This window comes from Kitasatospora sp. NPDC085879 (assembly GCF_040686255.1).
GTDB lineage: Bacteria > Actinomycetota > Actinomycetes > Streptomycetales > Streptomycetaceae > Kitasatospora.
In genome coordinates this window covers 27,779-50,729 of sequence record NZ_JBFBJZ010000014.1, presented here as the reverse complement: position 1 = coordinate 50,729, position 22,951 = coordinate 27,779, and the positions used below count along the sequence as shown (strand labels likewise).

The following is a 22,951-nucleotide window of genomic DNA, read 5'->3' as shown; positions in this document are numbered from 1 at the left end:
CACACGGGGGGTGGCGCCCGGACCCACCCGCCCGGACGCCACCCTGGTGACCGCCGTCGCCCTGCGCGGGCGTCACATGCCCGCGATGAGCTTCTCCACCCGCTCGTCCACCGACCGGAACGGGTCCTTGCACAGCACGGTGCGCTGTGCCTGGTCGTTCAGCTTCAGGTGGACCCAGTCCACCGTGAAGTCGCGCCGCTGCTCCTGCGCCCGGCGGATGAAGTCGCCGCGCAGCCGCGCCCGGGTGGTCTGCGGGGGCACCGACTTGGCCTCGAAGGTCTTGAGGTCGGTGGTGATCCGTGCCGCCCGGCCCTTGTTCTGCAGCAGGTAGAACAGGCCCCGGCGGCGGTGGATGTCGTGGTACGCGAGGTCGATCTGGGCGACCCGCGGGTTGGACATCGTCATCTGGTGCTTCTCGCGGTACTGCTCGATCAACCGGTACTTCATGATCCAGTCGATCTCGGTGGAGACCCGGTCCAGGTCCTCGGTGCGGACGGCCTCCAGGGTGCGCCCCCAGAGCTCGAGCACGCGGGCCACCGTGCCGGTGTTCAGGCCCTTGCGGTCCGCGAACTCCAGCGCCTTGGTGAAGTACTCCTCCTGGATGTCCAGGGCGCTGGCCTCGCGGCCGTTGGCGAGCCTGACCTGGTGGGTGCCGGTCAGGTCGTGGCTGACCTCGCGGATCGCCCGGATCGGGTTCTCCAGGGTGAGGTCGCGCATCACCACGCCCGCCTCGATGAGGCGCAGCACCAGGTCGGTGGCGCCGACCTTGAGCAGGGTGGTGGTCTCCGACATGTTGGAGTCACCGACGATGACGTGCAGCCGGCGGTAGCGCTCGGCGTCGGCGTGCGGTTCGTCGCGGGTGTTGATGATGGGCCGGGAGCGGGTGGTCGCCGAGCTGACGCCCTCCCAGATGTGCTCGGCCCGCTGGCTGACGCAGTAGACCGCGCCGCGCGGCGTCTGCAGCACCTTGCCGGCGCCGCAGATGAGCTGGCGGGTCACCAGGAAGGGGATCAGGACGTCGGCCAGCCTTGAGAACTCGCCGTGCCGGGCCACGAGGTAGTTCTCGTGGCAGCCGTAGGAGTTGCCGGCCGAGTCGGTGTTGTTCTTGAACAGGTAGACGTCGCCGGCGATGCCCTCCTCGTGGAGTCGCCGCTCGGCGTCCACGAGCAGGCCCTCCAGGATGCGTTCGCCCGCCTTGTCGTGCGTCACCAGCTCGGTGACGTCGTCGCATTCGGGAGTGGCGTACTCGGGGTGCGAGCCCACGTCGAGATAGAGGCGCGCACCGTTCCGCAGGAAGACATTGCTGCTGCGGCCCCAGGAAACTACGCGGCGGAAGAGGTATCTGGCCACCTCGTCCGGAGACAGACGCCGTTGTCCCCGGAACGTACACGTGACACCGTACTCGTTCTCCAGCCCGAAAATTCGGCGGTCCATGAGGCATCTTTTCTCTTCCGGGAGCATTCCGAAACCCCTCGGACACAGCCGAAAAGGTCACGGTACCGCCGGCAATCCGATCACGGCACGCCGTCAAATCCCGGCAGGCGCACGTGAATCCCGCACGGCACCGGCTGCGTGCCGTACGGGATTCACACGGGCGGCCTATTCGGCGGCGGGCGCCTCCCCCTCGGCGGCCGACGGCTTGCCCCCGGCGGCCGACGGCTCCTCGTCGGCGGCGGAGGCGTCGCCGCCGAGCAGGCGGCCGAGCTGACCGCCCAGGATGCGCTTGAACTTGCGCTGCTGGACGCGCTTGCGGTCCAGCACGGCGACCTCCAACTGCTCCGGCGTCAGCGTGCGCGGGCTGCCGCCGTTGGGGTCGCGGGCGAGGCCGTCCACGGCCAGCCGGAGGGCGTCGGTGAGGGCCATGCCGGCCTGGTGGCGTGTGCCGAGGTAGTTGCCGATGGAGTCGGAGTTGCCGCCGACCACGACGTAGTTCTTCTCGTCGACGACCGAGCCGTCCGGGGTGAGCCGGTAGATCTGGTCGTCGCCGTCGGTGCGGCCGACCTCGGCGACGACCAGCTCGACCTCGTACGGCTTGTCGCCGACCGAGGAGAAGATGGTGCCGAGGGTCTGGGCGTAGACGTTGGCGAGGCCGCGGGCGGTGACGTCGGCCCGGTCGTAGGAGTAGCCGCGCAGGTCGGCGTAGCGGACGCCGCCGATGCGCAGGTTCTCGAACTCGTTGTACCGGCCGACCGCGGCGAAGGCGATCTTGTCGTAGATCTCGGAGACCTTGTGCAGCGCCCGGGAGGTGTTCTCCGCGACGAAGACGATGCCGTCGGCGTAGGTGAGCACGACCACGCTTCGGCCGCGGGCGATGCCCTTGCGGGCGTACTCCGCGCGGTCCGCCATGGCCTGCTGAGGCGAGACGTAGAACGGTGTGGACACCGGCGGTCGTCCCCTTCTTCCTGGATGGGTGGCGGACTAGAGGAGCGGGGCCTGCGGGCCGTTGGGGTGCTCGCGGCGCCCGGCGGTGATGGAGACGGCGATCTCCGACACCTCGTCGTCCGAGAGCCGGCGGAAGCCGTCCTCGGTGATCAGCGAGACGATCGGGTAGATGCCGCGGGCCAGGTCGGGGCCGCCGGTGGCGGAGTCGTCGTCGGCGGCGTCGTAGAGCGCCTGCACGGCCACCGTCGCGGCCTGCTCGCCGGAGAAGTCGTCGCGGTAGAGCTTCTTCAGGGAGCCCCGGGCGAAGACCGAGCCGGATCCGGTGGCGGCGAAGCCCCGCTCCTCGGACCGGCCGCCGGTGACGTCGTAGGTGAAGATCCGGCCGCGTCCGAGGTCCAGGTCGTAGCCGGCGAAGATCGGCACCACGGCCAGGCCCTGCATGGCCATCGCCAGGTTGGACCGGATCATGGTGGTGAGCCGGTTGGCCTTGCCCTCCAGGGAGAGGACGGCGCCCTCGATCTTCTCGTAGTGCTCCAGCTCCAGCTGGAACAGGCGGACCATCTCGACGGCGAGGCCGGCGGTGCCGGCGATGCCGACGGCGCTGTACTCGTCGGCGGGGAAGACCTTCTCGATGTCGCGCTGGGCGATCACGTTGCCCATTGTGGCGCGGCGGTCGCCGGCGATCACCACGCCGCCGTCGAAGACCGCGGAGACGATGGTGGTGCCGTGCGGCGCCTCCAGCACGCCCTCGGGGAGGCTGCGGTTGCCGGGCAGCAGCTCCGGCGCGTGCCGGCCGAGGAAGTCGAAGAACGACGAGGACCCGGGGGTCAGGAAGGCGGCCGGTAGACGCCCGGTGCCACCAGTGTTGGCTTCCACACGATTCCTTCCATGTTGACGATCAAGCAGTCGATCAAGCAGCTGATGCCCGGACCCTACCCGCGTCGGCGCCCCTTGATCCACACGATCGGTGGAACCGCTGCGGGCGGTGGGAGCAGAGCGCGCTGCAGGCATGCCGTGACACACCTGCAGCGCGACCTTTGCGGTTGCGGTTTTAGGAAGGGAATGCCCCCTCCTACTCGCCGCCCTTCTGCACGAATCCGCGCACGAAATCCTCGGCATTCGACTCGAGAACCTCGTCGATTTCGTCGAGGACCGCGTCGACGTCGTCGCTGAGCTTTTCCTGGCGCTCCTTCAGGTCGTCGGAGGCCTCCGCCTCTGCGGACTGCTCCTCGACCTCCTCGGAGGAGCGGTTCGCCCGCTGCTGGCCGCCACCGGTGTCCTTGTTAGCCATTTCCCTCACCCCGCTCGCTCTGTGTGGTCAGACCCTATCCGCCGGGTACGACATTCGCGCCCGGTTATGCTTCAACGCCCGGCGCTCACCGGAATGATTCCCCTTCGGCGGAAGATTCACCCCAGGTGATCGAAGAGTTACCCTCCGGACAGCACACGAACCAGATCCTCGGCCGTCCGGCACCGGTCCAGGAGTTCCTTGACGTGGTCCCGGGTGCCGCGCAGCGGCTCCATGGTGGGCACCCGCTGCAGCGAGTCACGGCCGGGCAGGTCGAAGATCACGGAGTCCCACGAGGCCGCGGCGACGTGCTCGGCGTACTGCTCCAGGCAGCGCCCGCGGAAGTACGCCCGGGTGTCCTCCGGGGGCTTGGCGACCGCGTGGGCGACCTCGTCGTCGGTGAGCAGGCGCTCGAACCGGCCGCGGGCCACCAGGCGGTTGTAGAGGCCCTTGTCGGCCCGTACGTCGCTGTACTGCAGGTCGACCAGGTGCAGCCGGGGGTTGTCCCAGTCCACGCCGTCGCGCTGGCGGTAGCCCTCCAACAGCTCGCGCTTGGCGATCCAGTCCAGCTGCCGGGAGAGGCTCATCGGGTCGCGCTCCAGCCGGCCCAGCACGTCCTCCCAGCGGGCCAGTACGTCCATGGTCTGCTCGTCGGCGTCCTGGCCGTAGCGGTCCTCGACGTACTTGCGGGCCAGCTCGCAGTACTCCATCTGCAGCTGGACGGCGGTGAGCTTGCGGCCGCTGCGCAGCTGGATCAGGTGGCCGAGGTCCGGATCGTGGGAGACCCTGTGCAGGGTGCGGACGGGCTGGTCGACGGCCAGGTCGACGGCGATGAAGCCGTCCTCGATCATCGCCAGGACCAGCGAGGTGGTGCCCAGCTTGAGGTAGGTGGAGATCTCCGAGAGGTTGGCGTCGCCGATGATCACGTGCAGTCGGCGGTACTTCTCTGCGTCGGCGTGCGGCTCGTCTCGGGTGTTGATGATCGGCCGCTTCAGGGTCGTCTCCAGACCCACCTCGACCTCGAAGAAGTCGGCGCGCTGGCTGATCTGGAAGCCGTTCGCCGAGCCCTCCTGGCCGAGGCCGACCCGGCCGGCGCCGGTGACCACCTGGCGGGAGACGAAGAACGGGGTGAGGTGGCGGACGATGTCGGCGAACGGCGTCGCCCGCTTCATCAGGTAGTTCTCGTGGGTGCCGTAGGAGGCGCCCTTGTTGTCGGTGTTGTTCTTGTACAGGTGGATCGTCTGCCCGTTGGGCAGCTCCAGGGCGCGGGCGGCCGCTTCCGCCATGATCCGCTCGCCGGCCTTGTCCCAGAGCACGGCGTCGCGCGGATTGGTGACCTCGGGCGAGCTGTACTCGGGGTGGGCGTGGTCGACGTAGAACCGGGCGCCGTTGGTGAGGATGACGTTCGCGAGGCCGATGTCCTCGTCGGTGAGCTGGCTGGCGTCCGCCACCTCGCGCGCGAGGTCGAAGCCGCGCGCGTCCCGCAGCGGGTTCTCCTCCTCGAAGTCCCAGCGGGCCCGCCGGGCCCGGTGCATCGCCGCGGCGTAGGCGTTGACGATCTGGGACGAGGTGAGCATGGCGTTGGCGTTCGGGTGGCCGGGCACGGAGATCCCGTACTCGGTCTCGATGCCCATCACGCGGCGTACGGTCATGCGGCCCTCCTTGCCCGTAGTGGTCCTGTGCAGACGCGCCGTCCGGCTGCGGGGCGGGTGGGCACCGCAGCCGGACGGAGGGTTCGCGGTGCTTACAGGTACTGCCCGGTGTTGGCGACAGTGTCGATGGACCGGCCGGACTCGGCGCCCTGCTTGCCGGTGACGAGGGTGCGGATGAAGACGATCCGCTCGCCCTTCTTGCCGGAGATCCGGGCCCAGTCGTCCGGGTTGGTGGTGTTGGGCAGGTCCTCGTTCTCCTTGAACTCGTCCACGCAGGCGGCGAGCAGGTGGGAGACGCGCAGGCCGCGCTGGCCGTGGTCGAGGAAGTCCTTGATGGCCATCTTCTTGGCGCGGTCGACGATGTTCTGGATCATGGCGCCGGAGTTGAAGTCCTTGAAGTACAGGACTTCCTTGTCGCCGTTGGCGTAGGTGACCTCGAGGAAGCGGTTCTCCTCGGTCTCCGAGTACATCCGCTCGACCACGGACTGGATCATGGCGGCGACGGTGGCCGGCAGCGAACCGTCGTGCTCCTTGAGGTCGTCCGGGTGGAACGGCAGGGAGTCCTTGAGGTACTTGGAGAAGATGTCCTTCGCCGCCTCGGCGTCCGGCCGCTCGATCTTGATCTTGACGTCCAGGCGGCCCGGCCGCAGGATCGCCGGGTCGATCATGTCCTCGCGGTTGGAGGCGCCGATGACGATGACGTTCTCCAGGCCCTCCACACCGTCGATCTCGGCCAGCAGCTGCGGGACGATGGTGTTCTCCACGTCCGAGCTGACCCCGGAGCCGCGGGTGCGGAACAGCGACTCCATCTCGTCGAAGAAGACGATGACGGGCGTGCCCTCGCTCGCCTTCTCGCGGGCACGCTGGAAGACCAGGCGGATCTGCCGCTCGGTCTCGCCCACGTACTTGTTGAGCAGCTCGGGGCCCTTGATGTTAAGGAAGTAGCTCTTGCCCTGGGGTCGGCCGGTGACCTCGGCGACCTTCTTGGCCAGCGAGTTCGCGACCGCCTTGGCGATCAGCGTCTTGCCGCAGCCGGGCGGGCCGTAGAGCAGCACGCCCTTCGGCGGCCGCAGCTCGTACTCCTTGAAGAGGTCGGCGTGCAGGTAGGGCAGCTCGACCGCGTCGCGGATCTGCTCGATCTGGGTGCCCAGACCGCCGATCTGCCGGTAGTCGATGTCCGGGACCTCCTCGAGGACCAGCTCCTCGACCTCGGACTTCGGGACCACCTCGTAGACGTAGCCGGAACGGGGCTCCAGCAGCAGGGCGTCGCCGGAGCGCAGGGTGAGGTCACGCAGCGGCTCGGCGAGCCGGACCACCCGCTCCTCGTCGGTGTGGCCGATCACCAGGGCGCGCTCGCCGTCCTCGAGGACCTCCTTGAGGGTGACGATGTCGCCGATGCTCTCGAAGGCCATCGCGTCCACGACGTTCAGGGCCTCGTTGAGCATGACCTCCTGGCCGCGGCGCAGCTCCTCGGCGTCGATGCTCGGGCTCACGTTGACCCGCAGCTTGCGGCCGCCCGTGAAGATGTCGACGGTGCCGTCCTCGTTGGCCTCGAGGAAGGTGCCGAACCCGGCCGGCGGCTGGGCGAGACGGTCGACCTCCTCCTTGAGGGCCACGATCTGGTCGCGGGCCTCGCGGAGAGTGGCTGCAAGCCGCTCGTTCTGGGCGGTGACACCGGCCAGGTTGGTCTGGAGCTCGACGATGCGCTCCTCGAGGATTCTCGAGTTGCGCGGCGAGTCGGCGAGCTTGCGGCGCAGGACGGCGATCTCCTGCTCGAGGTACGAGACCTGCGCGGCCTCGTCGGAACCACGAGCGGGCCGGCCGGCGCTGCGGTTGTAGTCGTCATCGTGGGCTGCCACGGTCCTCACCTCCTCCTGGGGGAGCTGGACGACCCAAACCTACCTGCAGCCAGGGGTCTGTAAACCCCTAGATCAGAAAGATGGATCGGGCGTGTCCGATCTTCGCCCTTGCGTGCTTCCCCTCTGGTAGTGGATGTGCCCAGCCGCTCAACGGTTCAAAGCAGGGCGGGGGTAAGGTCGGCTCTGGAGTGAGAGGGGAAATGCCGCGCGAAGCGGGGCGTTCCAGGACAGAAACGGCAGGGGACATGTCGGCGACCGGCGAAGAGCTCGAAGTCTGGATCGACCAGGATCTGTGCACGGGCGACGGGATCTGCGCGCAGTACGCGCCGGAGGTCTTCGAGCTGGACATCGACGGCCTCGCCTATGTGAAGGGCGAGGACGACGAGCTGCGCCAGCAGCCCGGTGAGACGGTGCCCGTTCCGCTGACCCTGCTTCAGGACGTCGTCGACTCCGCCCGGGACTGCCCCGGTGACTGCATCCACGTCCGCCGGTCCCGCGACCGGGTCGAGGTGTACGGCCCCGACGCCGAGTGAGCGCGGCCGGGCTGAGCCCTGCTCAGCCCGGTGCCGCGGGGACACTCCGTCAGACCCGGCGGGTGCCGGTCACACCTGGCCCGCGGGCGCGGCACTCTGTGCCCGCACCCAGCGCTCGCCCTGCCGTGTCCAGCTGAGGTCGACCGCCCGGTCCGGGCAGCAGCGCGGCACGTCGTCCGAGGACCAGCCCTGGGCGTGGCCGCGGATCTCGCCGTCGCTGCGGACGGTCAGCGCGGTGACGGTCAGGCCGTCCTTGATCGGGTCGAGCAGCGTCTCGGCGACCTGCGGGCGGCCGTCCGGACCGTTGGTGAGCAGGTACACGCCGTCCGGCGGGGTGCCGTTGCCGGCGGCGCAGTGCGCGGCCACCACGGTACTGGGCACGCCGTCCAGATCGGCGCTGGCCCGCAGTGCCACCGTCACGTCGAAAGGCCCGCAGTCAAGGGGAAGTTCGGCCTTCCCGGGATCGGGCGCCGCAGCGGCCGGCACCGGCTCGGCCGTGGGCCGGGCGGGAGTGGGCGTGCCCTGTGCCGGATCGGCCGCGAGCGCCCCGGCGACCACCGCGCCGCAGCCCGCGGCGACCAGCGCCCAGTGCTTGAGGCCGCTGCGCGCGTGCCCGGGAGTCTTCGGTCCGCCGGTGGTCGTACCGGTCGTGGTCATGGGTCTGCTCCGCCTCGGCCGCTGCTGGTGCTCGGTGTCAGGGCTCCCCCGGGCCCGGGTGCCCGCGGACCCCGCGAGGGGACTCCCCCCACCTCGCCGTGCCCGCCGGACGGACCTCTCCCCCGGTCGTGCGTCCCGGAGGGCGCGGAGCAGGGGTGTCGTGAGCGAGCATCCTGCCACATGATCGGCCGCCGCGGGACACCGGGCGGACGACCGGTCGGGCGGGCCGCCAGGGGAATGCCGCGAGGGGCGGCGCGCCGGAGGATCTCCTCCGGCGCGCCGCCCCTCGGCGGGTGGTGGGCACGGTGTCAGGGCAGGTCGACACCCTCGGTCGCGGCCGACTCGCGGGCCGCCCGGCGGGCGGCGGCCCGCTCGACGAGCGAGGGCTCGGTGGTGCCGTTGTCGTAGTCCTCGCCGTAGGCGCCCTTGGCCGGACGGCGGCGGCGCAGCGGCGGCTCGACGCCGTCGGCGAGGCGCCGGGCGGTGAGCAGGAAGCCGGTGTGGCCGATCATCCGGTGGTCCGGGCGGACGGCCAGGCCCTCGAGGTGCCAGGTGCGGACCATGGTCTCCCAGGCCTGCGGCTCGGTGAAGGTGCCGTGCTCGCGCAGCGCCTCGACGGTCTTCGACATCTGCGTGGTGGTGGCCACGTAGCAGCAGATGAGGCCGCCGGGAACGAGCGCCTTGGAGGCGACGTCCAGGCACTCCCAGGGGGCGAGCATGTCCAGGATGACGCGGTCGACGTCGGTCTCGACCAGGTTGTCCTGGAGGTCGCCGACGGTCAGCTTCCACGCCGGGTGCGGGCCGCCGAAGTACCGCTCGACGTTGCCCTTGGCGATCTCGGCGAAGTCCTCGCGGCGCTCGTAGGAGGCGAGCAGGCCGGTGTCGCCGACGGCGCGCAGCAGGTAGGTGGAGAGCGCGCCGGAGCCGACGCCGGCCTCGACCACGCGGGCACCCGCGAAGATGTCGGCCATCGCCAGGATCTGACCCGCGTCCTTGGGGTAGATCACCGCCGCGCCGCGGGGCATGGACAGGACGTAGTCGGGGAGCAGGGGGCGCAGCGCGAGGTACGGGACGTTGCCCGTCGTGCGTACGACCGTGCCCTCGGGGGCGCCGATCAGCTCGTCGTGCGGGAACGCACCCTTGTGGGTGTGGAACTGGTTCCCGGCCTGGAGCGTGAACGTGTAGTGGCGGCCCTTGGGGTCGGTCAGCTGGACCTGGTCCCCGACCTGGAAGGGCCCGCGTCGGCGGGTGGCACCGGTCGGTTCGGACATGCCGACAATCCTAAGGGAACGCCGGACCTCCCCCGACCAGCCGGTACCGCTAGACGCGGCCGCCGACCTCGCGGGCGAGTCGGCGTTCGAGGTCGGCGAGGGCCAGCACGCCGTACGCGCTGCCGTCGGGGCGGACGATCAGGTACTCGGTGGCGGGGGCGCGGCGCAGCGCGGTGAGGAGTTGCTCGCCGGTGAGGTCGACGTCGAGGCGGAGGGCCGGTTCGAGGTCGCGGGCGAGGGCGCCGACGGCGATCCAGGGACGGCGGTGCTCGGGCACCTTGGCGACGGCGGCCTCGGTGACCAGGGCGGTGGGCCCGCCGCGACCGTCGACCACGACGATCGCGCCGGCCTGGGCCTCGCGGGCCCGGCGCAGCGCCTCGCCGAGCGGGGTGTCGGCGGGGACCTCGACGAAGCGGCGGGCGAGGTCGCGCAGGGCGAGCCGGGGCAGTGCCTCGCGGAGCCGGGCGTTGCGGACGGCGCCGCTCGCCCCGTTCCAGATGATCACGGCGAGGATCGCGGCGAGCACCCCGTCGATCAGGCTGTCCGCGGTGCTCTGCTGCGGGTCGCGGGCGGCGCTGAACAGCGGCAGGCCGAAGAGCACGAGCAGGGCGAGGCCGCGGCCGACCCAGGCGGCGGCGACGGTGCCGGCCATCGGGCGGCCGGTGATGCCCCAGACGACCGCGCGCAGCATCCGCCCGCCGTCCAGCGGGAGGCCGGGCAGCAGGTTGAAGGCGGCGACGACGAGGTTGCTGACCATGAGGCCGGCGAGCAGCACGCCCGGCACGGTGTCGGTCTCGACGCCGGTGAGGGCGAGGTAGAAGAGGCCGCCGAGGACGAGCGAGAGCAGCGGGCCGACGAAGGCCAGCCAGAACTCGCGGGCGGGTGTCTCGGCCTCCTTCTCGATCTCGGAGACGCCGCCGAAGAACTGCAGCTGGATGCGGCGCACGGACAGCTTGTAGCGGAGCGCGACCACGGTGTGGGCGAGCTCGTGCACCAGGACGGAGGCGTAGAAGGCGACCGCGAAGGAGAAGGAGACGAGGTAGCGGGTGACGCCGAGGTCGGGCAGCACGTCGGTGAGGCGTCCGCCGAAAATCCAGGTGATCAGGGCGGCGATGACGAACCAGGAGGGCGTGACGTACACGGGGACGCCGAAGGGTCGGCCCACCAGGATGCCGCCGCGCGGCTCCGGGCGTTCGGGCCCGTCCGCCGACGGCTGGTCGGAGGTCCGCTGCCCCCTGGTGTCGCTCACCGCGTCCCCTTCGCTCTCGTCGTCCCTGCCGTTCCGGGAGGGCACGGCCGTGCCGGCCCGCACCGTCGCGCCCACGCTACGTGATCTCCGTCCGGTTGCCGCGCGCGCCCCTCGCGCCGCGCCCGCACTGCCGGCCGGGTGCGGCCCGCACCTCCGTGATACCCCGGATGGGGTGCGTCCAGCGGTGCCGGTGTCAGCCGGGCGGCAGCGGGATGTGAGCGAAGGGCAATAGGGTCGGGGGCATGCACCAGACGGACACCGAGCCGCCGGCCCGGCCGGCCGCCGCACCGACGGGCCTGTCGCCCTCGCGCGCCGGCGACTTCATGACCTGCCCGCTGCTGTACCGGCTGCGGGTGATCGACCGGCTGCCGGAGCCGCCGAGCGCGGCCGCCACCCGGGGCACGGTGGTGCACGCCGTGCTGGAGCGGCTGTTCGACCACCCGGCGGGCGAGCGGACGGCGGAGCTGGCCCGTTCGCTGCTGCGCCCGCAGTGGGAGCGGATGCTGGGCGAGCGGCCGGAGCTGGCGCAGCTGTTCCCGGGCGACGAGGACGGCTCCGCGCTGGCCGGCTGGCTGGCGGACGCGGAGAAGCTGGTGGACCGCTGGTTCCGGCTGGAGGACCCGACCCGGCTGCACCCGGTGGAGCGCGAGCTGTACGTGGAGACGCCGCTGGAGCCGGGTGTGCTGCTCCGCGGCTACATCGACCGGGTGGACGTCGCGCCGACCGGCGAGGTCCGGCTGGTGGACTACAAGACCGGGCGGGCGCCCTCGCGGGACTTCGAGGGCAAGGCGATGTTCCAGATGAAGTTCTACGCCCTGGTGGTGTGGCGCTGGAAGGGCGTCGTGCCGCGCCGGCTGCAGCTGGTGTACCTGGGCGGCGGCGGGGACGTGGTGACGTACGACCCGGACGAGGCGGACCTGTTGTCCGTGGAGCGCAAGCTGCGGGCGCTCTGGGAGACGATCTCGCGGGCGGTGACGACGGGCGAGTTCCCGGCGAAGCGCAACCGGCTGTGCGACTGGTGCGACCACCAGGCCCGCTGTCCGGAGTTCGGGGGCACTCCCCCGCCGTACCCGCTGCCCGTGCCGGTGCCGGTGCCGGTGCAGAGAACGACCGACGACGATCCCACGGGGGATCTCATGGTGAGCAAGGAGTCGTAGGTGACGATCCGAGTGCTGCTGGTCGACGACCAGCCGCTGCTTCGCACCGGTTTCCGGATGATCCTGGAGGCCGAGTCCGACCTGGTGGTGGTCGGGGAGGCCGGGGACGGCCAGCAGGCGCTGGAACAGGTCCGGGCGCTGCAGCCGGACGTGGTGCTGATGGACATCCGGATGCCGCGGATGGACGGGGTGGAGGCGACCCGCCGGATCTCCGGCCCGGGGCGGGACGGCCCGGCGAAGGTGCTGGTGCTGACCACCTTCGACCTGGACGAGTACGTGGTGGAGGCGCTGCGGGCGGGGGCCAGCGGTTTCCTGCTGAAGGACGTGCCGGCCGAGGAACTGGTGCAGGCGATCCGGGTGGTCGCGGACGGCGCGGCGATGCTGGCCCCGTCGGTGACCCGTCGGCTGCTGGACATGTACGCCACCAAGCTGCCCTCGGGGGAGGAGGCGCCGCCGCAGGCGCTGGGTGCGCTGACCGAGCGCGAGGTCGAGGTGCTCCGGCTGGTGGCCCGCGGCCTGTCGAACGCGGAGATCGCCGGGGAGCTGTTCGTCAGCGAGACGACGGTGAAGACGCACGTCGGCCATGTGCTGACGAAGCTGCAGCTGCGGGACCGGGTGCAGGCCGCGGTGTACGCCTACGAGTCGGGCCTGGTGCGCCCCGGCTCGATGTGAGCCGGGGCCGGTTCAGGCCGGTTCAGGCCGGTTCAGGCACGGCGACGGCCCGCCCCTTCCGCTGCGGAGGGGGCGGGCCGTCGCCGTGACCGGTCACTTGGTGCCGTTGCGGCCGATCTCCCAGAAGCGGAACACGCCGGTGGTGTCGACGGTGCCGTCGACGCCGGTGATGTCGTTGCGCGAGGCGTAGAAGGACTTGGCCTGGAACAGCGGGATCACCGGGGCGCCCTCGGCGACGATGTTCTGGATCTGGCCGTAGGCGCCGTCGGCGGAGCGGTCGGTCAGCTTGATGCTGGCGGGCACCAGCTTGCCGCTGATCCGCGGGTCGTCCCAGCCGTTGTGGAAGGCGCCGCCGTCGACCACGATCGGGCTGACGAAGTTGTCCGGGTCGGCGTAGTCCGGGGTCCAGCCGACGGTGTAGGCCTGGTAGCTGCCGGCCTTCCAGCCCGCCTGGTACTGCTTCCAGTCGGACTCCTGCTTGATGTCGACCTGGAAGACACCGCCGTTCTCCAGGTCCTTCTTGATCTGCTCCATCTCGGCGGCGCCGGCCCGGGCGCGCGACCAGGTGAGGGTGATCTTGACCGGGGTGGAGACCTTCGCGGCGGAGAGGATCTTCTTCGCCTTGTCGACGCTCGGGTCGCCGTAGCGGTCGGCGAAGGAGGTGTTGTGGCCGGTGATGCCGGCCGGCACCAGCGAGTACAGCGGCTGGACGGTGTTGGCGTACACCGTGCGGGAGAGCGCCTTGCGGTCGATCAGCTGGGCGATCGCCTGGCGGACGGCCGGGTTGCCGGTGACGGCGTCCTTGGTGTTGAGGACGAGGTAGCGGGTCTCGGCGCTCTCGCCCTCGGCGACCTTGAGGTCGCCCTTGCCGGCCATCTGGTCGCTCTTGATCTTGGCGCCGGCGGCGGGCTCCAGGCTGTTGTCGGCGAGGTCGACGTCGCCGTTCTCCAGGGCGGTCTTCAGCTCGTCCGGCGAGTTGAAGTAGCGGAGGGCGAACTTGCCGGTGGTCGGCTTGTTGTCGCCCTGGTACTCGCTGTTGGCGGAGAGGCTGATCTTGCCGGGGTTCTCGCCGCCCTCGAGCGGGGCGATCGAGTCGATCTTGTAGGGGCCGGAGCCGACCAGCTTGTCGTTGGCGAGCAGGCCGTCGGCCGGGAAGACCTGGTGGTCGACGATCGAGCCGGCCGCCGAGGCGAGCTTCGCCGGGAGGACCGCGTCCGGGGCCGTGAGGTGGAAGACCACCTTGTTCTGGCCCTTGGCCTCGACCGACTTGATGGTGGAGAGCAGCGAGGCGGGGCCGCTGGGGTCGTTGATCTTCAGCATCCGCTGGACCGAGAAGACGACGTCCTCGCTGGTCATCGCGTGGCCGTTGGAGAACTTCAGGCCGCTGCGCAGGGTGCACTCGTAGGTCTTGGCGTCACCGCCGGTGAAGCCGCAGGACTGCGCGGCCTCCGGCTGCGGCACGGTCGCGCCGGGCGGGAAGCTCAGCAGCGACTGGAAGGTGTTGTTCAGCACCAGCCAGGAACCGGCGTCGTAGGCACCGGCCGGGTCGAGCACGCTGGTCACGTTGGTGGTGCCCATGGTGATCGTGGACGGCGAGTCCTTGCCGGTGACGGCCTTGGTCGCGGAGGCGCAGCCGGCGGCCGAGGACGCGACCATGACGGCGCAGCCGAGCACGGCCAGGCGGTGGGCTGAAGACATGCGGGATGGATTCCTTCTCCGTGCGGCCGGGCTGTGGGGAGGCGCCGGTAGGTTCCGCCACGGCCGTGCCCGGGGTGGGGGGCGTGGTCGATGACGGTCCGTTGTCCCCTTTTCGGGGATTGACCGGAAGTAGCGTGCCATATCGACCACGTACCGCCGTCGCACGTGTGCGTGGACGTGGACGGGCGGGACGTCCACCGGATCCCGCTGTCCGGCGTTCTGTCGCGCAATGTCCGTTTTCTCCGTCAGGTCCTGTACGGACCGTCGCCGGGGCGCCGCAGGCAGAGAGCGACCCTTCCGGAGAATGAGATCGATCTCACACCCGGGCGGCGGTGAGCGCGTGCAGCAGCTCCAGGTCGACCTCTTCCAGCGAGCCGAGCACGGTGCGCCCGGGGGCGGGCTCGATGGCGGCGACGGAGGGCACCGCGATGACCGGGCAGCCGGCCGCCTCGGCGGCCCGGACGCCGGTGGGCGCGTCCTCGATGACCACGCAGCGGGCCGGGTCGGCGCCGAGCCGGGCGGCGGCCGCGAGGTACGGCTCGGGGTGCGGCTTGGTCCGCGGCACCTCGTCGCCGGCCACCGTGAAGGCGAAGTGGTGGGCGCCGAGGCTGCGCAGCACGATGTCGATGACGTGCCGGTGCGAGGCGGACACCAGGGCGGCCGGGATGCCGTGCGCGGCCAGGGTGTTGAGCAGCCGCTCGGCGCCGGGCATCAGCGGCACGCCGCCGGCCAGCAGGTCGACGAAGCGCTGGTTGATGAGCACGGTCAGCTCGGCCGGGCTGAGCGGCACGGAGGTCCGGGCGAGCAGGTAGTCGATCACCCGGGTCATCGGGCCGCCGACGACGTGGGCGCGGTCGGCCTCGTCGAGGGCGTGCCCGAACTCGGCGAAGAGCGACGCCTCGGCCTGCCACCAGAAGTCCTCGGTATCGACGAGCGTGCCGTCCATGTCGAGCAGCACGGCCTGGAGTCCGCCGCCGCTGCCGCCGAGGCTCTCGGTGAGGGTCGAGATGGTCGTCATGGCAAGGTCCCTTCGCCGGGTGGGGTCCCGTCCGCACGGGTGGCCGGACGGAGCCGGGGATGGCACAGGCCGGCCCGCTGGTGAGCGGACCGGCCCGTTCAGGATCATTCAGGATACGCCCGCCGACCGGAAATGTGCCGAACGGAGCGCAGCGGACGGGTTACCTGGCGTTGAAGTACTTCGCCTCGGGGTGGTGGATGACGATGGCGTCGGTGGACTGCTCGGGGTGCAGCTGGAACTCCTCGGAGAGCACCACGCCGATCCGCTCGGGCTTCAGCAGCTCGGCGATCTTGGCGCGGTCCTCCAGCTCCGGGCAGGCGCCGTAGCCCAGCGAGAAGCGGGCGCCGCGGTACTTCAGAGCGAACATGTCGCGGACGTCCTGCGGGTCCTCGTCGCCGAAGCCGAGCTCGTAGCGGACCCGGGCGTGCCAGAACTCGGCGAGCGCCTCGGCCAGCTGCACGGACAGGCCGTGCAGCTCCAGGTAGTCGCGGTAGGCGTTGGCCGCGAAGAGCTCGTTCGCGGCCTCGGAGACCCGGTTGCCCATGGTGACGACCTGCAGCGCCACCACGTCGCGCTCGCCGGAGTCCTCCGGGCGGAAGAAGTCGGCGAGGCAGAGCCGGCGGCCGCGGCGCTGGCGGGGGAAGGTGAACCGGGTCCGCTCGGAGCCGTCCTCGTTGTAGACGATCAGGTCGTCGCCCTTGGAGTTGGCCGGGAAGTAGCCGTAGATCACGGCGGGCTCCAGCCAGCCCTCGGTCTGCAGCCGGTCCAGCCACATCCGCAGCCGCGGCCGGCCCTCGGTCTCCACCAGCTCCTCGTAGGAGGGGCCGTCGCCGGTGCGGGAGGCCTTCAGGCCCCACTGGCCCTTGAAGAGCGCGTCCTCGTCGAGCCAGGAGGCGTAGTCGGCGAACGGGATGCCCTTGACGATCCGGTCGCCCCAGAACGGCGGCGCGGGCACCCGGTTGTCGACGATCACGTCGGAGCGGACCTGGCCGAGGTTGACCTCCTCCGGCTCCTCGACCTGGACCTTCGCGTGGCGGCGCTGGCGCAGCTCCGGCAGGGCCGCGCCGGGCACGCCGCGCTTCACGGCGACCAGGGCGTCCATCAGCCGGAGGCCCTCGAAGGCGTCCCGGGCGTAGCGGACCTCGCCCTGGTAGACCTCGTGCAGGTCCTGCTCGACGTAGGCGCGGGTGAGGGCGGCGCCGCCGAGGATCACCGGGAAGTCGGCGGCCAGGCCGCGCTGGTTCAGCTCCTCCAGGTTCTCCTTCATGATCACCGTGGACTTGACCAGCAGGCCCGACATGCCGATGACATCGGCCCTGTGCTCCTGCGCGGCGTCGAGGATCGCCGAGACCGGCTGCTTGATGCCGAGGTTGACGACGGTGTAGCCGTTGTTCGACAGGATGATGTCGACGAGGTTCTTGCCGATGTCGTGGACGTCGCCCTTGACGGTGGCGAGCACGATCGTGCCCTTGCCCTCGTCGTCGGACTTCTCCATGTGCGGCTCCAGGTGCGCCACCGCGGTCTTCATCACCTCGGCGGACTGCAGCACGAACGGCAGCTGCATCTGGCCCGAGCCGAACAGCTCGCCGACCACCTTCATGCCGGCCAGCAGCGTGCTGTTGACGATCTCCAGCGCGGGGCGCCCGGCCAGGGCCTCGTCGAGGTCGGCCTCCAGCCCGTTGCGCTCGCCGTCGATGATCCGGCGCTGCAGGCGCTCGTCGAGCGGGAGGGCCGCCAGCTCCTCCGCCTTCGAGGCGGCCGTGGAGGCCATCGAGACGCCCTCGAAGAGCTGCAGGAGCTTCTGCAGCGGGTCGTAGGCGGGCTCGTCGCCGACCGCCTCGCGGCGGCGGTCGTAGACGAGGTCGAGCGCGACCTCGCGCTGCTCCTCCGGGATGCGCGCGATCGGGAGGATCTTGGAGGCGTGCACGATGGCCGAGTCCAGGCCGGCCTCGACGCACTCGTGCAGGAAGACCGAGTTGATGACGACGCGGGCGGCCGGGCTGAGGCCGAAGGAGATGTTGGAGAGGCCGAGCGTGGTCTGGACGTCCGGGTGACGCCGCTTCAGCTCGCGGATCGCCTCGATGGTCTCGATGCCGTCCCGGCGGGACTCCTCCTGGCCGGTGCCCAGGGTGAACGCCAGGCAGTCGACCAGGATCGAGCCCTCGTCGATGCCGTACTCGGTGGTGAGCTGCGTGATGAGGCGCTCGGCGATGGCGACCTTCGTCTCGGCGGTGCGGGCCTGGCCCTGCTCGTCGATGGTCAGCGCGATGAGGCCGGCGCCGTGCTCCCGGGCCAGCGAGGCGATCTTCCCGAAGCGGGTGTCCGGGCCGTCGCCGTCCTCGTAGTTGACCGAGTTGAGCACCGCGCGGCCGCCGAGCGCCTCCAGGCCGGCCCGCAGCACCTCGGGCTCGGTGGAGTCCAGCACCAGGGGCAGCGTGGAGGCGGTCGCCAGCCGGGTCGCGATCTCGCGCATGTCGGCGACGCCGTCCCGGCCGACGTAGTCGACGCACAGGTCGAGCAGGTGCGAGCCGTCCCGGATCTGGTCGCGGGCGATCTCCACACAGGCCTGCCAGTCCTCGGCCAGCATCGCCTCGCGGAACTTCTTGGAGCCGTTGGCGTTGGTGCGCTCGCCGATCGCCAGGTAGGAGAGGTCCTGACGGAAGGGCACCGACTGGTAGAGCGAGGCGGCGGCCGCCTCGGGCCGCGGGTCGCGGGCGGCCACCGGGCGGCCCTGGACGCGCTCGACCACGTGCCGCAGGTGTTCGGGGGTGGTGCCGCAGCAGCCGCCGACCAGCGACAGGCCGTACTCGCGGACGAAGGTCTCGTGCGCGTCCGCCAGCTCCTCGGGGCTCAGCGGGTAGTGCGCGCCGTCCTTGCCGAGGACGGGCAGGCCGGCGTTGGGCATGCAGGAGAGGCCGACCTTGGCGTTCTTCGCCAGGTAGCGCAGGTGCTCGCTCATCTCGGCGGGGCCGGTGGCACAGTTCATGCCGATGTAGTCGATGCCCAGCGGCTCCAGGGCGGTCAGCGCCGCGCCGATCTCGGAGCCGAGCAGCATGGTGCCGGTGGTCTCCACGGTCACCTGGGCGAGCACCGGCAGGTCGAGCCCGGCCTCGGCGAGGGCCTGCTTGACGCCCAGCACGGAGGCCTTGGTCTGCAGCAGGTCCTGGCTGGTCTCGATCAGCAGGGCGTCCGCGCCGCCCGCGATCAGGCCGGCCGCATTGAGCCGGAAGCCCTCGCGGACCACCGCGAAGGTGGTGTGGCCCAGGGTCGGCAGCTTGGTGCCGGGGCCGATCGAGCCGAGCACCCAGCGGACACGGCCGTCGCGGGCGGTGAACTCGTCGGCGCTCTCGCGGGCGATCCTCGCCCCGGCCTCGGACAGCTCGACGATCCGGTCGGCGATGTCGTACTCGCCGAGCGCGGCGTGGTTGGCGCCGAAGGTGTTGGTCTCCACGCAGTCCACGCCGACGGCGAAGTACGCCTCGTGCACCGAGCGCACGATGTCCGGGCGGGTGACGTTGAGGATCTCGTTGCAGCCCTCCAGCTGCTGGAAGTCCTCCAGGGTCGGGTCCTGCGCCTGCAGCATCGTGCCCATCGCGCCGTCCGCCACCACGACGCGGGTGGCGAGGGCTTCACGAAGGGCGTTCGCGCGCTCCTGGTGGGCGGCGGCTGCGGCGGACGAGGGGACGACGGTGGCCATGGGGCGACTCCCTGGGTGCGACGGCTGTCGGCTATGCGTCCCCTCCGTATTCGGGGATGCACGCCGTCAGGGTATCCGGACACCTGCCCGGCCACGGAACCCGTTCCGCATCCTGGGCGTCCTCACCACCTGAACGGACGGTTCGGGAGGAGAACGGGGTGCCACTGAGGATCGCCGCAGGGGCGGCGCGGGTACGGGCCCGGTGGCGCGGCCGACCCCGCCTGCGCAGGCTCGTCACCGCGCTGCTGACTGTCCTCGGCCTGCTGCTCCTTCCGGTGGGCGGGGCCGCCGCCGCACTGCGCCTCCAGTACGTGGGCGAACCGCCCGCCGAGGCACACACCCGGGGCCGCGACGCCCTCTGGCTCGGCCACGCCTGGGTCGACGGGCGGCGCACCGACGCCGACCTCACCCTGCTCGCCGCCCGACTCGCCGGCACCGGCATCCGCGACCTGTACGTGCACACCGGCCCGCTGGCGCACGACGGCTCGCTCGACGCCTCCCTCGCGCCGGGGGCCTCCTGGTTCCTGGACGGCGTGCACCGGCGGCTGCCCGGCCTGCGGGTGCAGGCCTGGCTCGGCGACGTGGTCGCCCCGGAGAAGGACGGGCTGCACCTGGACCGGCCCGAGGTGAGGACCAGGATCACCGTCGCCGTCGTGCAGACCCTGGCGCTCGGCTTCGAGGGCGTGCACTTCGACCTGGAGCCGGTGCGCTCCGGGTCGGAGGGCTTCCTCGCGCTGCTCGACCAGATCCACCCGCTCACCGTGTCCTCCGGGGTGCCGCTCTCGGTCGCCGCCCCGCAGATCGACCCGCTGCCGGGGCTCCACCGGGTGGGGCTGGCCGTCGCCGACCACGGCAAGTGGTGGTCGAAGGAGTACTTCGCCGAGGTCGCCCGCCGGGTCGACCAGATCGCGGTGATGAGCTACGACACCGGCATGCCGCTGGAGTCGCTGTACGGCGGGTACGTCGCCCGGCAGACCGAGCTGGCCCTGGCGGCCACCCCGGACCGGGTCGACCTGCTGATGGGCCTGCCCGCGTACTGGGCGGACGACGTCGGCCACCGCGGTTCCGCCGAGACCGTCGAGGCGGCCGTCCGCGGCGCCCGGCTCGCCCTCGGCCGCAGCGGCCGGCAGTCCTTCGGCCTCGCGCTGTACGTCGACTTCACCGCGACCCCGGAGCACTGGAACGCCTACCGCCGGGGCTGGTGCCGCTGACGGCGGCCCGGGTTAGGCTGCGGCCATGACCGAACCGGCCCTGGGCGCAGCGGAACTGACGACAGATCACCTCGTCCTGCGCCGGCCGGTGCCCGCGGACGTGGCGGCGATCCTCGCCGTCCACCGCGACCCGCGGACCTGCCGGCACAACCCCTCCGACGCGCTGCGCACCAGGGCCGAGGCCGAGTGGCTGTTTCGCCGCTGGGACGAGCGGTGGCGGCGCAACGGCTACGGCTACTGGGTCGTCCGGGGGCACGGCGACGAGCAGCCGCTCGGCTTCTGCGGGGTGAAGCCGACGACGCTGAGCGGCATGCGCGGGCTCAACCTCTTCTACCGCTTCGACCCGGCGTGCTGGGGCCGGGGCGTGGCCGGCGAGGCCGCGACGGCGGTGGTCGCGTGGGCCGGCCGGGAGCTGCCCGGGCTGCCGCTGATCGCCCGGATCCGCCCCGACAACGCGGCCTCCCAGCGGGTCGCCCTGAAGGCGGGCCTGACCCGTGCCGCCCACCTCGACGAGATCGGCGAGGACGGGCTGGACTGGATCTACGCCCGCAACCTGCCGTAGCGATCAGCCCCCGAGGGTCCGGGATCCGAAGGTCCGGGATCGGCCTTGCACGGCATGCTATCTTGCTGTGCATGGTACCTGGTATGACACACACCGAGGGTGCCGGTGCGCCGGACGGATCGGTGGCCACCCAGCTGCGCAAGGGGGTGCTGGAGTACTGCGTGCTGGCGCTGCTGCGGGACGGCCCGCGCTACGGCGTGGAGCTGCTGCAGGAGCTCGGCCGGTTCCCGACGCTGGCGACCAGCCAGGGCACGATCTACCCCCTGCTGTCCCGCCTGCGCCGCGCCGGGCTCGCGGACACCTTCCTGCGCGACTCCGACAGCGGCCCGTCGCGCCGCTACTACACCCTGACCGCCGCAGGCCGCGGCGCGCTGGAGGAGTTCACCTCGCTGTGGCCCGCCTTCCGCACGGCCGTCGACCACATCCTCGACCCCGGAGAGAACCCGTGAACACGCCCATCGAGCACCCGCTGGTCCGCGACTACCTCGACGAGGTCACCCGGCTCACCGCCGCGCTGCCCGCGGAGCGCCGCCGCGAACTGCTGGCGGACCTGCGCGAACACGTCGAGGTCGCGCTGGCGGAGCACGGCTCCGCGGACGACGACGCGGTGCGGCAGGTCCTGGACGGGCTGGGCAGCCCGCAGCAGGTCGCCGGCGCCGCGCTCGACGAGTCGGGGCAGGCGCGCCCCGAGCCGGAGACCGGTGCCCGCACGACCGTCACCCTGGCCCTCGCGGTCCTTCCGCTGCCGCTCACGCTCGTGCCGGCCGTCGGCCCGCTGCTCGCACTGGCCGCCGGCATCACCGCGCTCGTCCGGGTCTGGAAGTCCCCGCAGTGGGCCCGGCGGGAGAAGAAGCAGGCGACCCTGCTCCTCCTCTCGCCGATCGCGGTCACACCGCTGGCCGCAGCCACCTTCGCCGCGTCCTCGGCCGGACTGACCCCGGCCGCCGTCCTCGCCGCCCTGGTGCTGGGCTGCTGCCTTCCCCCCGTCGCGGCGGTCCGGCTCGGCCGCTCCGCCGCCCGTCTCCGCACGGCGGCGGTCTGAGGCTCGGCTCCGACGCCGGATGCACCCAGGGGCACGGGGACCGCGCCCCTGGGTGTCTGCTATCCGTCCAGCGGCGTCCTGTGCAGGGCGATCAGCAGCCGCCACACCCGGCCGGCGAACGCGGGCGGGTCTGCGGTGATCAGGCCGTGCAGCCAGTCGGCCAGCAGGCCGGTGAAGGCGGCGGCGACGGCGGAGGCCACCGTGTCGGCGTGCGGGGCGCCGGCCCGTTCGCGCTCGGCGCGGCTGCGCTCGCGCAGCCGCAGGTGCATGAGGTCGCCGAGCGGGCCGCCGCCGCCCGGGTCGAGCAGGGCCCGGTAGAGCGCGGCGTGCCCGGCGGCGTCCGCCAGGAAGGCGATGAGTGCCGCGGGCGGCGCCATCGGGTCGACCGGGCCGCGCCAGTCGTGCAGCGCGTCGACGGCCCGCTCGACCACCTCCCCGCAGGCGTCGACGGCGAGCGCCCGCAGGTCCTCGTAGTGGAGGTAGAAGGTCGCCCGGCCGAGGCCCGCGCGGCGGACCACGGCCGACACGCTCAGCTCCGAGAGCGGCCGCTCCCCGCACTCGGCGAGCAGTGCGCCGCGCAGCGCGGCCCTGCTGCGTTCGGCGCGGGGATCGTTCATCCGGCGGCCAGCACGGCGGCGAGGGCGACGGCGCCGGGCAGGGCCTGGGCGAGCAGGATCCGCCGGTTCGCGGTGGCGGCGCCGTACAGGCCGGCCACCACGACGCAGCCCAGGAAGAAGACCTGGGCGTCGTGGCCCACGGGGTCGGCGGCGATCAGGCCCCAGACCAGGCCGGCCGCCAGGAAGCCGTTGTAGAGGCCCTGGTTGGCGGCGAGCGGCGCGGTGGCCCTCGCGAGGGCGGCGTCGAAGCCGGAGAGCTTCCGCCCCGGGGGGCGCTCCCAGAGGAACATCTCCAGAACCAGGAAGTACGCGTGCAGCGCGGCCACCAGGCCGACCAGGACGTTCGCCACCGTATGCATGGATCACTCCGATTTCATGGACAGCTG

The 22,951-nt window shown here is 71.7% G+C and carries 21 protein-coding genes; 7 read left to right on the top strand and 14 right to left on the bottom strand.

Annotated features, from left to right (window positions below):
* Positions 1-72: 72 nt before the first annotated feature.
* The 6 genes from pafA to arc form a co-directional block, all read right to left on the bottom strand.
* Positions 73-1,434, bottom strand: a complete 1,362-nt coding sequence (pafA, locus tag AB0P35_RS13525; protein ID WP_095872055.1) for a Pup--protein ligase — start codon at positions 1,432-1,434, stop codon at positions 73-75.
* 165 nt (positions 1,435-1,599) lie between these two features.
* On the bottom strand, positions 1,600-2,382 hold the full coding sequence (gene prcA, locus AB0P35_RS13520) for a proteasome subunit alpha (protein WP_095872056.1): 783 nt from the start codon (positions 2,380-2,382) through the stop codon (positions 1,600-1,602).
* Between the two features lie 36 nt (positions 2,383-2,418).
* Positions 2,419-3,258, bottom strand: a complete 840-nt coding sequence (gene prcB / locus AB0P35_RS13515; RefSeq protein ID WP_095872057.1) for a proteasome subunit beta — start codon at positions 3,256-3,258, stop codon at positions 2,419-2,421.
* Between the two features lie 196 nt (positions 3,259-3,454).
* A complete protein-coding gene (locus AB0P35_RS13510) occupies positions 3,455-3,673 on the bottom strand; it encodes a ubiquitin-like protein Pup (protein WP_095875296.1) in 219 nt (72 codons plus the stop codon).
* A gap of 137 nt (positions 3,674-3,810) precedes the next feature.
* Positions 3,811-5,322, bottom strand: coding sequence for a depupylase/deamidase Dop (gene dop, locus AB0P35_RS13505; protein WP_095872058.1), 1,512 nt, complete (start codon positions 5,320-5,322; stop codon positions 3,811-3,813).
* 92 nt (positions 5,323-5,414) lie between these two features.
* The gene (gene arc, locus AB0P35_RS13500; RefSeq protein WP_363510158.1) at positions 5,415-7,181 is read right to left on the bottom strand and encodes a proteasome ATPase; all 1,767 of its coding nucleotides are present in this window, start codon (positions 7,179-7,181) and stop codon (positions 5,415-5,417) included.
* A 245-nt stretch (positions 7,182-7,426) separates the two neighbouring features.
* On the opposite strand from arc, the gene AB0P35_RS13495 reads away from it, so the two are divergent.
* Positions 7,427-7,714, top strand: coding sequence for a ferredoxin (locus tag AB0P35_RS13495; protein WP_095872060.1), 288 nt, complete (start codon positions 7,427-7,429; stop codon positions 7,712-7,714).
* 69 nt (positions 7,715-7,783) lie between these two features.
* Here the strand turns inward: AB0P35_RS13495 and AB0P35_RS13490 are convergent, their stop codons facing one another.
* From AB0P35_RS13490 to AB0P35_RS13480, 3 genes are all read right to left on the bottom strand, one after another.
* On the bottom strand, positions 7,784-8,371 hold the full coding sequence (locus tag AB0P35_RS13490; RefSeq protein ID WP_363510156.1) for a hypothetical protein: 588 nt from the start codon (positions 8,369-8,371) through the stop codon (positions 7,784-7,786).
* A 308-nt stretch (positions 8,372-8,679) separates the two neighbouring features.
* A complete protein-coding gene (locus AB0P35_RS13485) occupies positions 8,680-9,642 on the bottom strand; it encodes a tRNA (adenine-N1)-methyltransferase (protein ID WP_363510154.1) in 963 nt (320 codons plus the stop codon).
* Between the two features lie 49 nt (positions 9,643-9,691).
* Positions 9,692-10,891 (bottom strand): site-2 protease family protein, encoded by a 1,200-nt coding sequence (locus AB0P35_RS13480; RefSeq protein WP_257018938.1) that lies wholly within the window; start codon positions 10,889-10,891, stop codon positions 9,692-9,694.
* Between the two features lie 242 nt (positions 10,892-11,133).
* On the opposite strand from AB0P35_RS13480, the gene AB0P35_RS13475 reads away from it, so the two are divergent.
* Both AB0P35_RS13475 and AB0P35_RS13470 read left to right on the top strand, forming a co-directional pair.
* Complete coding sequence (locus tag AB0P35_RS13475) at positions 11,134-12,048, top strand: RecB family exonuclease (RefSeq protein WP_363510152.1); 915 nt, start codon at positions 11,134-11,136, stop codon at positions 12,046-12,048.
* Complete coding sequence (locus tag AB0P35_RS13470; protein ID WP_363510150.1) at positions 12,049-12,720, top strand: response regulator transcription factor; 672 nt, start codon at positions 12,049-12,051, stop codon at positions 12,718-12,720.
* A gap of 93 nt (positions 12,721-12,813) precedes the next feature.
* Here the strand turns inward: AB0P35_RS13470 and AB0P35_RS13465 are convergent, their stop codons facing one another.
* From AB0P35_RS13465 to metH, 3 genes are all read right to left on the bottom strand, one after another.
* Positions 12,814-14,418: an ABC transporter substrate-binding protein gene (locus AB0P35_RS13465; protein WP_363510148.1), complete on the bottom strand. Its 1,605-nt coding sequence runs from the start codon at positions 14,416-14,418 to the stop codon at positions 12,814-12,816.
* Positions 14,419-14,734: 316 nt separating this feature from the next.
* Positions 14,735-15,436: an HAD family phosphatase gene (locus tag AB0P35_RS13460; RefSeq protein WP_363510146.1), complete on the bottom strand. Its 702-nt coding sequence runs from the start codon at positions 15,434-15,436 to the stop codon at positions 14,735-14,737.
* A 160-nt stretch (positions 15,437-15,596) separates the two neighbouring features.
* The gene (gene metH, locus AB0P35_RS13455) at positions 15,597-19,133 is read right to left on the bottom strand and encodes a methionine synthase (RefSeq protein ID WP_363510144.1); all 3,537 of its coding nucleotides are present in this window, start codon (positions 19,131-19,133) and stop codon (positions 15,597-15,599) included.
* A 158-nt stretch (positions 19,134-19,291) separates the two neighbouring features.
* Here metH and AB0P35_RS13450 point away from each other — a divergent pair, with 158 nt between their 5' ends.
* From AB0P35_RS13450 to AB0P35_RS13435, 4 genes are all read left to right on the top strand, one after another.
* Positions 19,292-20,344: a hypothetical protein gene (locus AB0P35_RS13450; RefSeq protein ID WP_363510142.1), complete on the top strand. Its 1,053-nt coding sequence runs from the start codon at positions 19,292-19,294 to the stop codon at positions 20,342-20,344.
* Positions 20,345-20,369: 25 nt separating this feature from the next.
* Entirely contained in the window at positions 20,370-20,906 is a 537-nt protein-coding gene (locus AB0P35_RS13445; protein ID WP_363510140.1) for a GNAT family N-acetyltransferase, read from the top strand.
* An 83-nt stretch (positions 20,907-20,989) separates the two neighbouring features.
* Positions 20,990-21,355, top strand: a complete 366-nt coding sequence (locus AB0P35_RS13440) for a PadR family transcriptional regulator (RefSeq protein ID WP_095872069.1) — start codon at positions 20,990-20,992, stop codon at positions 21,353-21,355.
* Positions 21,352-21,948 carry a hypothetical protein gene (locus AB0P35_RS13435; protein ID WP_363510137.1) on the top strand — a complete coding sequence of 199 codons (597 nt, stop codon included), beginning with the start codon at positions 21,352-21,354 and terminating at the stop codon, positions 21,946-21,948. The genes AB0P35_RS13440 and AB0P35_RS13435 overlap by 4 nt, the downstream gene beginning before the upstream one ends.
* A gap of 59 nt (positions 21,949-22,007) precedes the next feature.
* Here AB0P35_RS13435 and AB0P35_RS13430 read toward each other — a convergent pair whose 3' ends face one another.
* Both AB0P35_RS13430 and AB0P35_RS13425 read right to left on the bottom strand, forming a co-directional pair.
* Complete coding sequence (locus AB0P35_RS13430; RefSeq protein ID WP_363510135.1) at positions 22,008-22,565, bottom strand: TetR/AcrR family transcriptional regulator; 558 nt, start codon at positions 22,563-22,565, stop codon at positions 22,008-22,010.
* Positions 22,562-22,924 (bottom strand): DUF1304 domain-containing protein, encoded by a 363-nt coding sequence (locus tag AB0P35_RS13425; RefSeq protein ID WP_363510134.1) that lies wholly within the window; start codon positions 22,922-22,924, stop codon positions 22,562-22,564. Before AB0P35_RS13425 ends, AB0P35_RS13430 begins: the two co-directional genes overlap by 4 nt.
* Positions 22,925-22,951 lie beyond the last annotated feature (27 nt).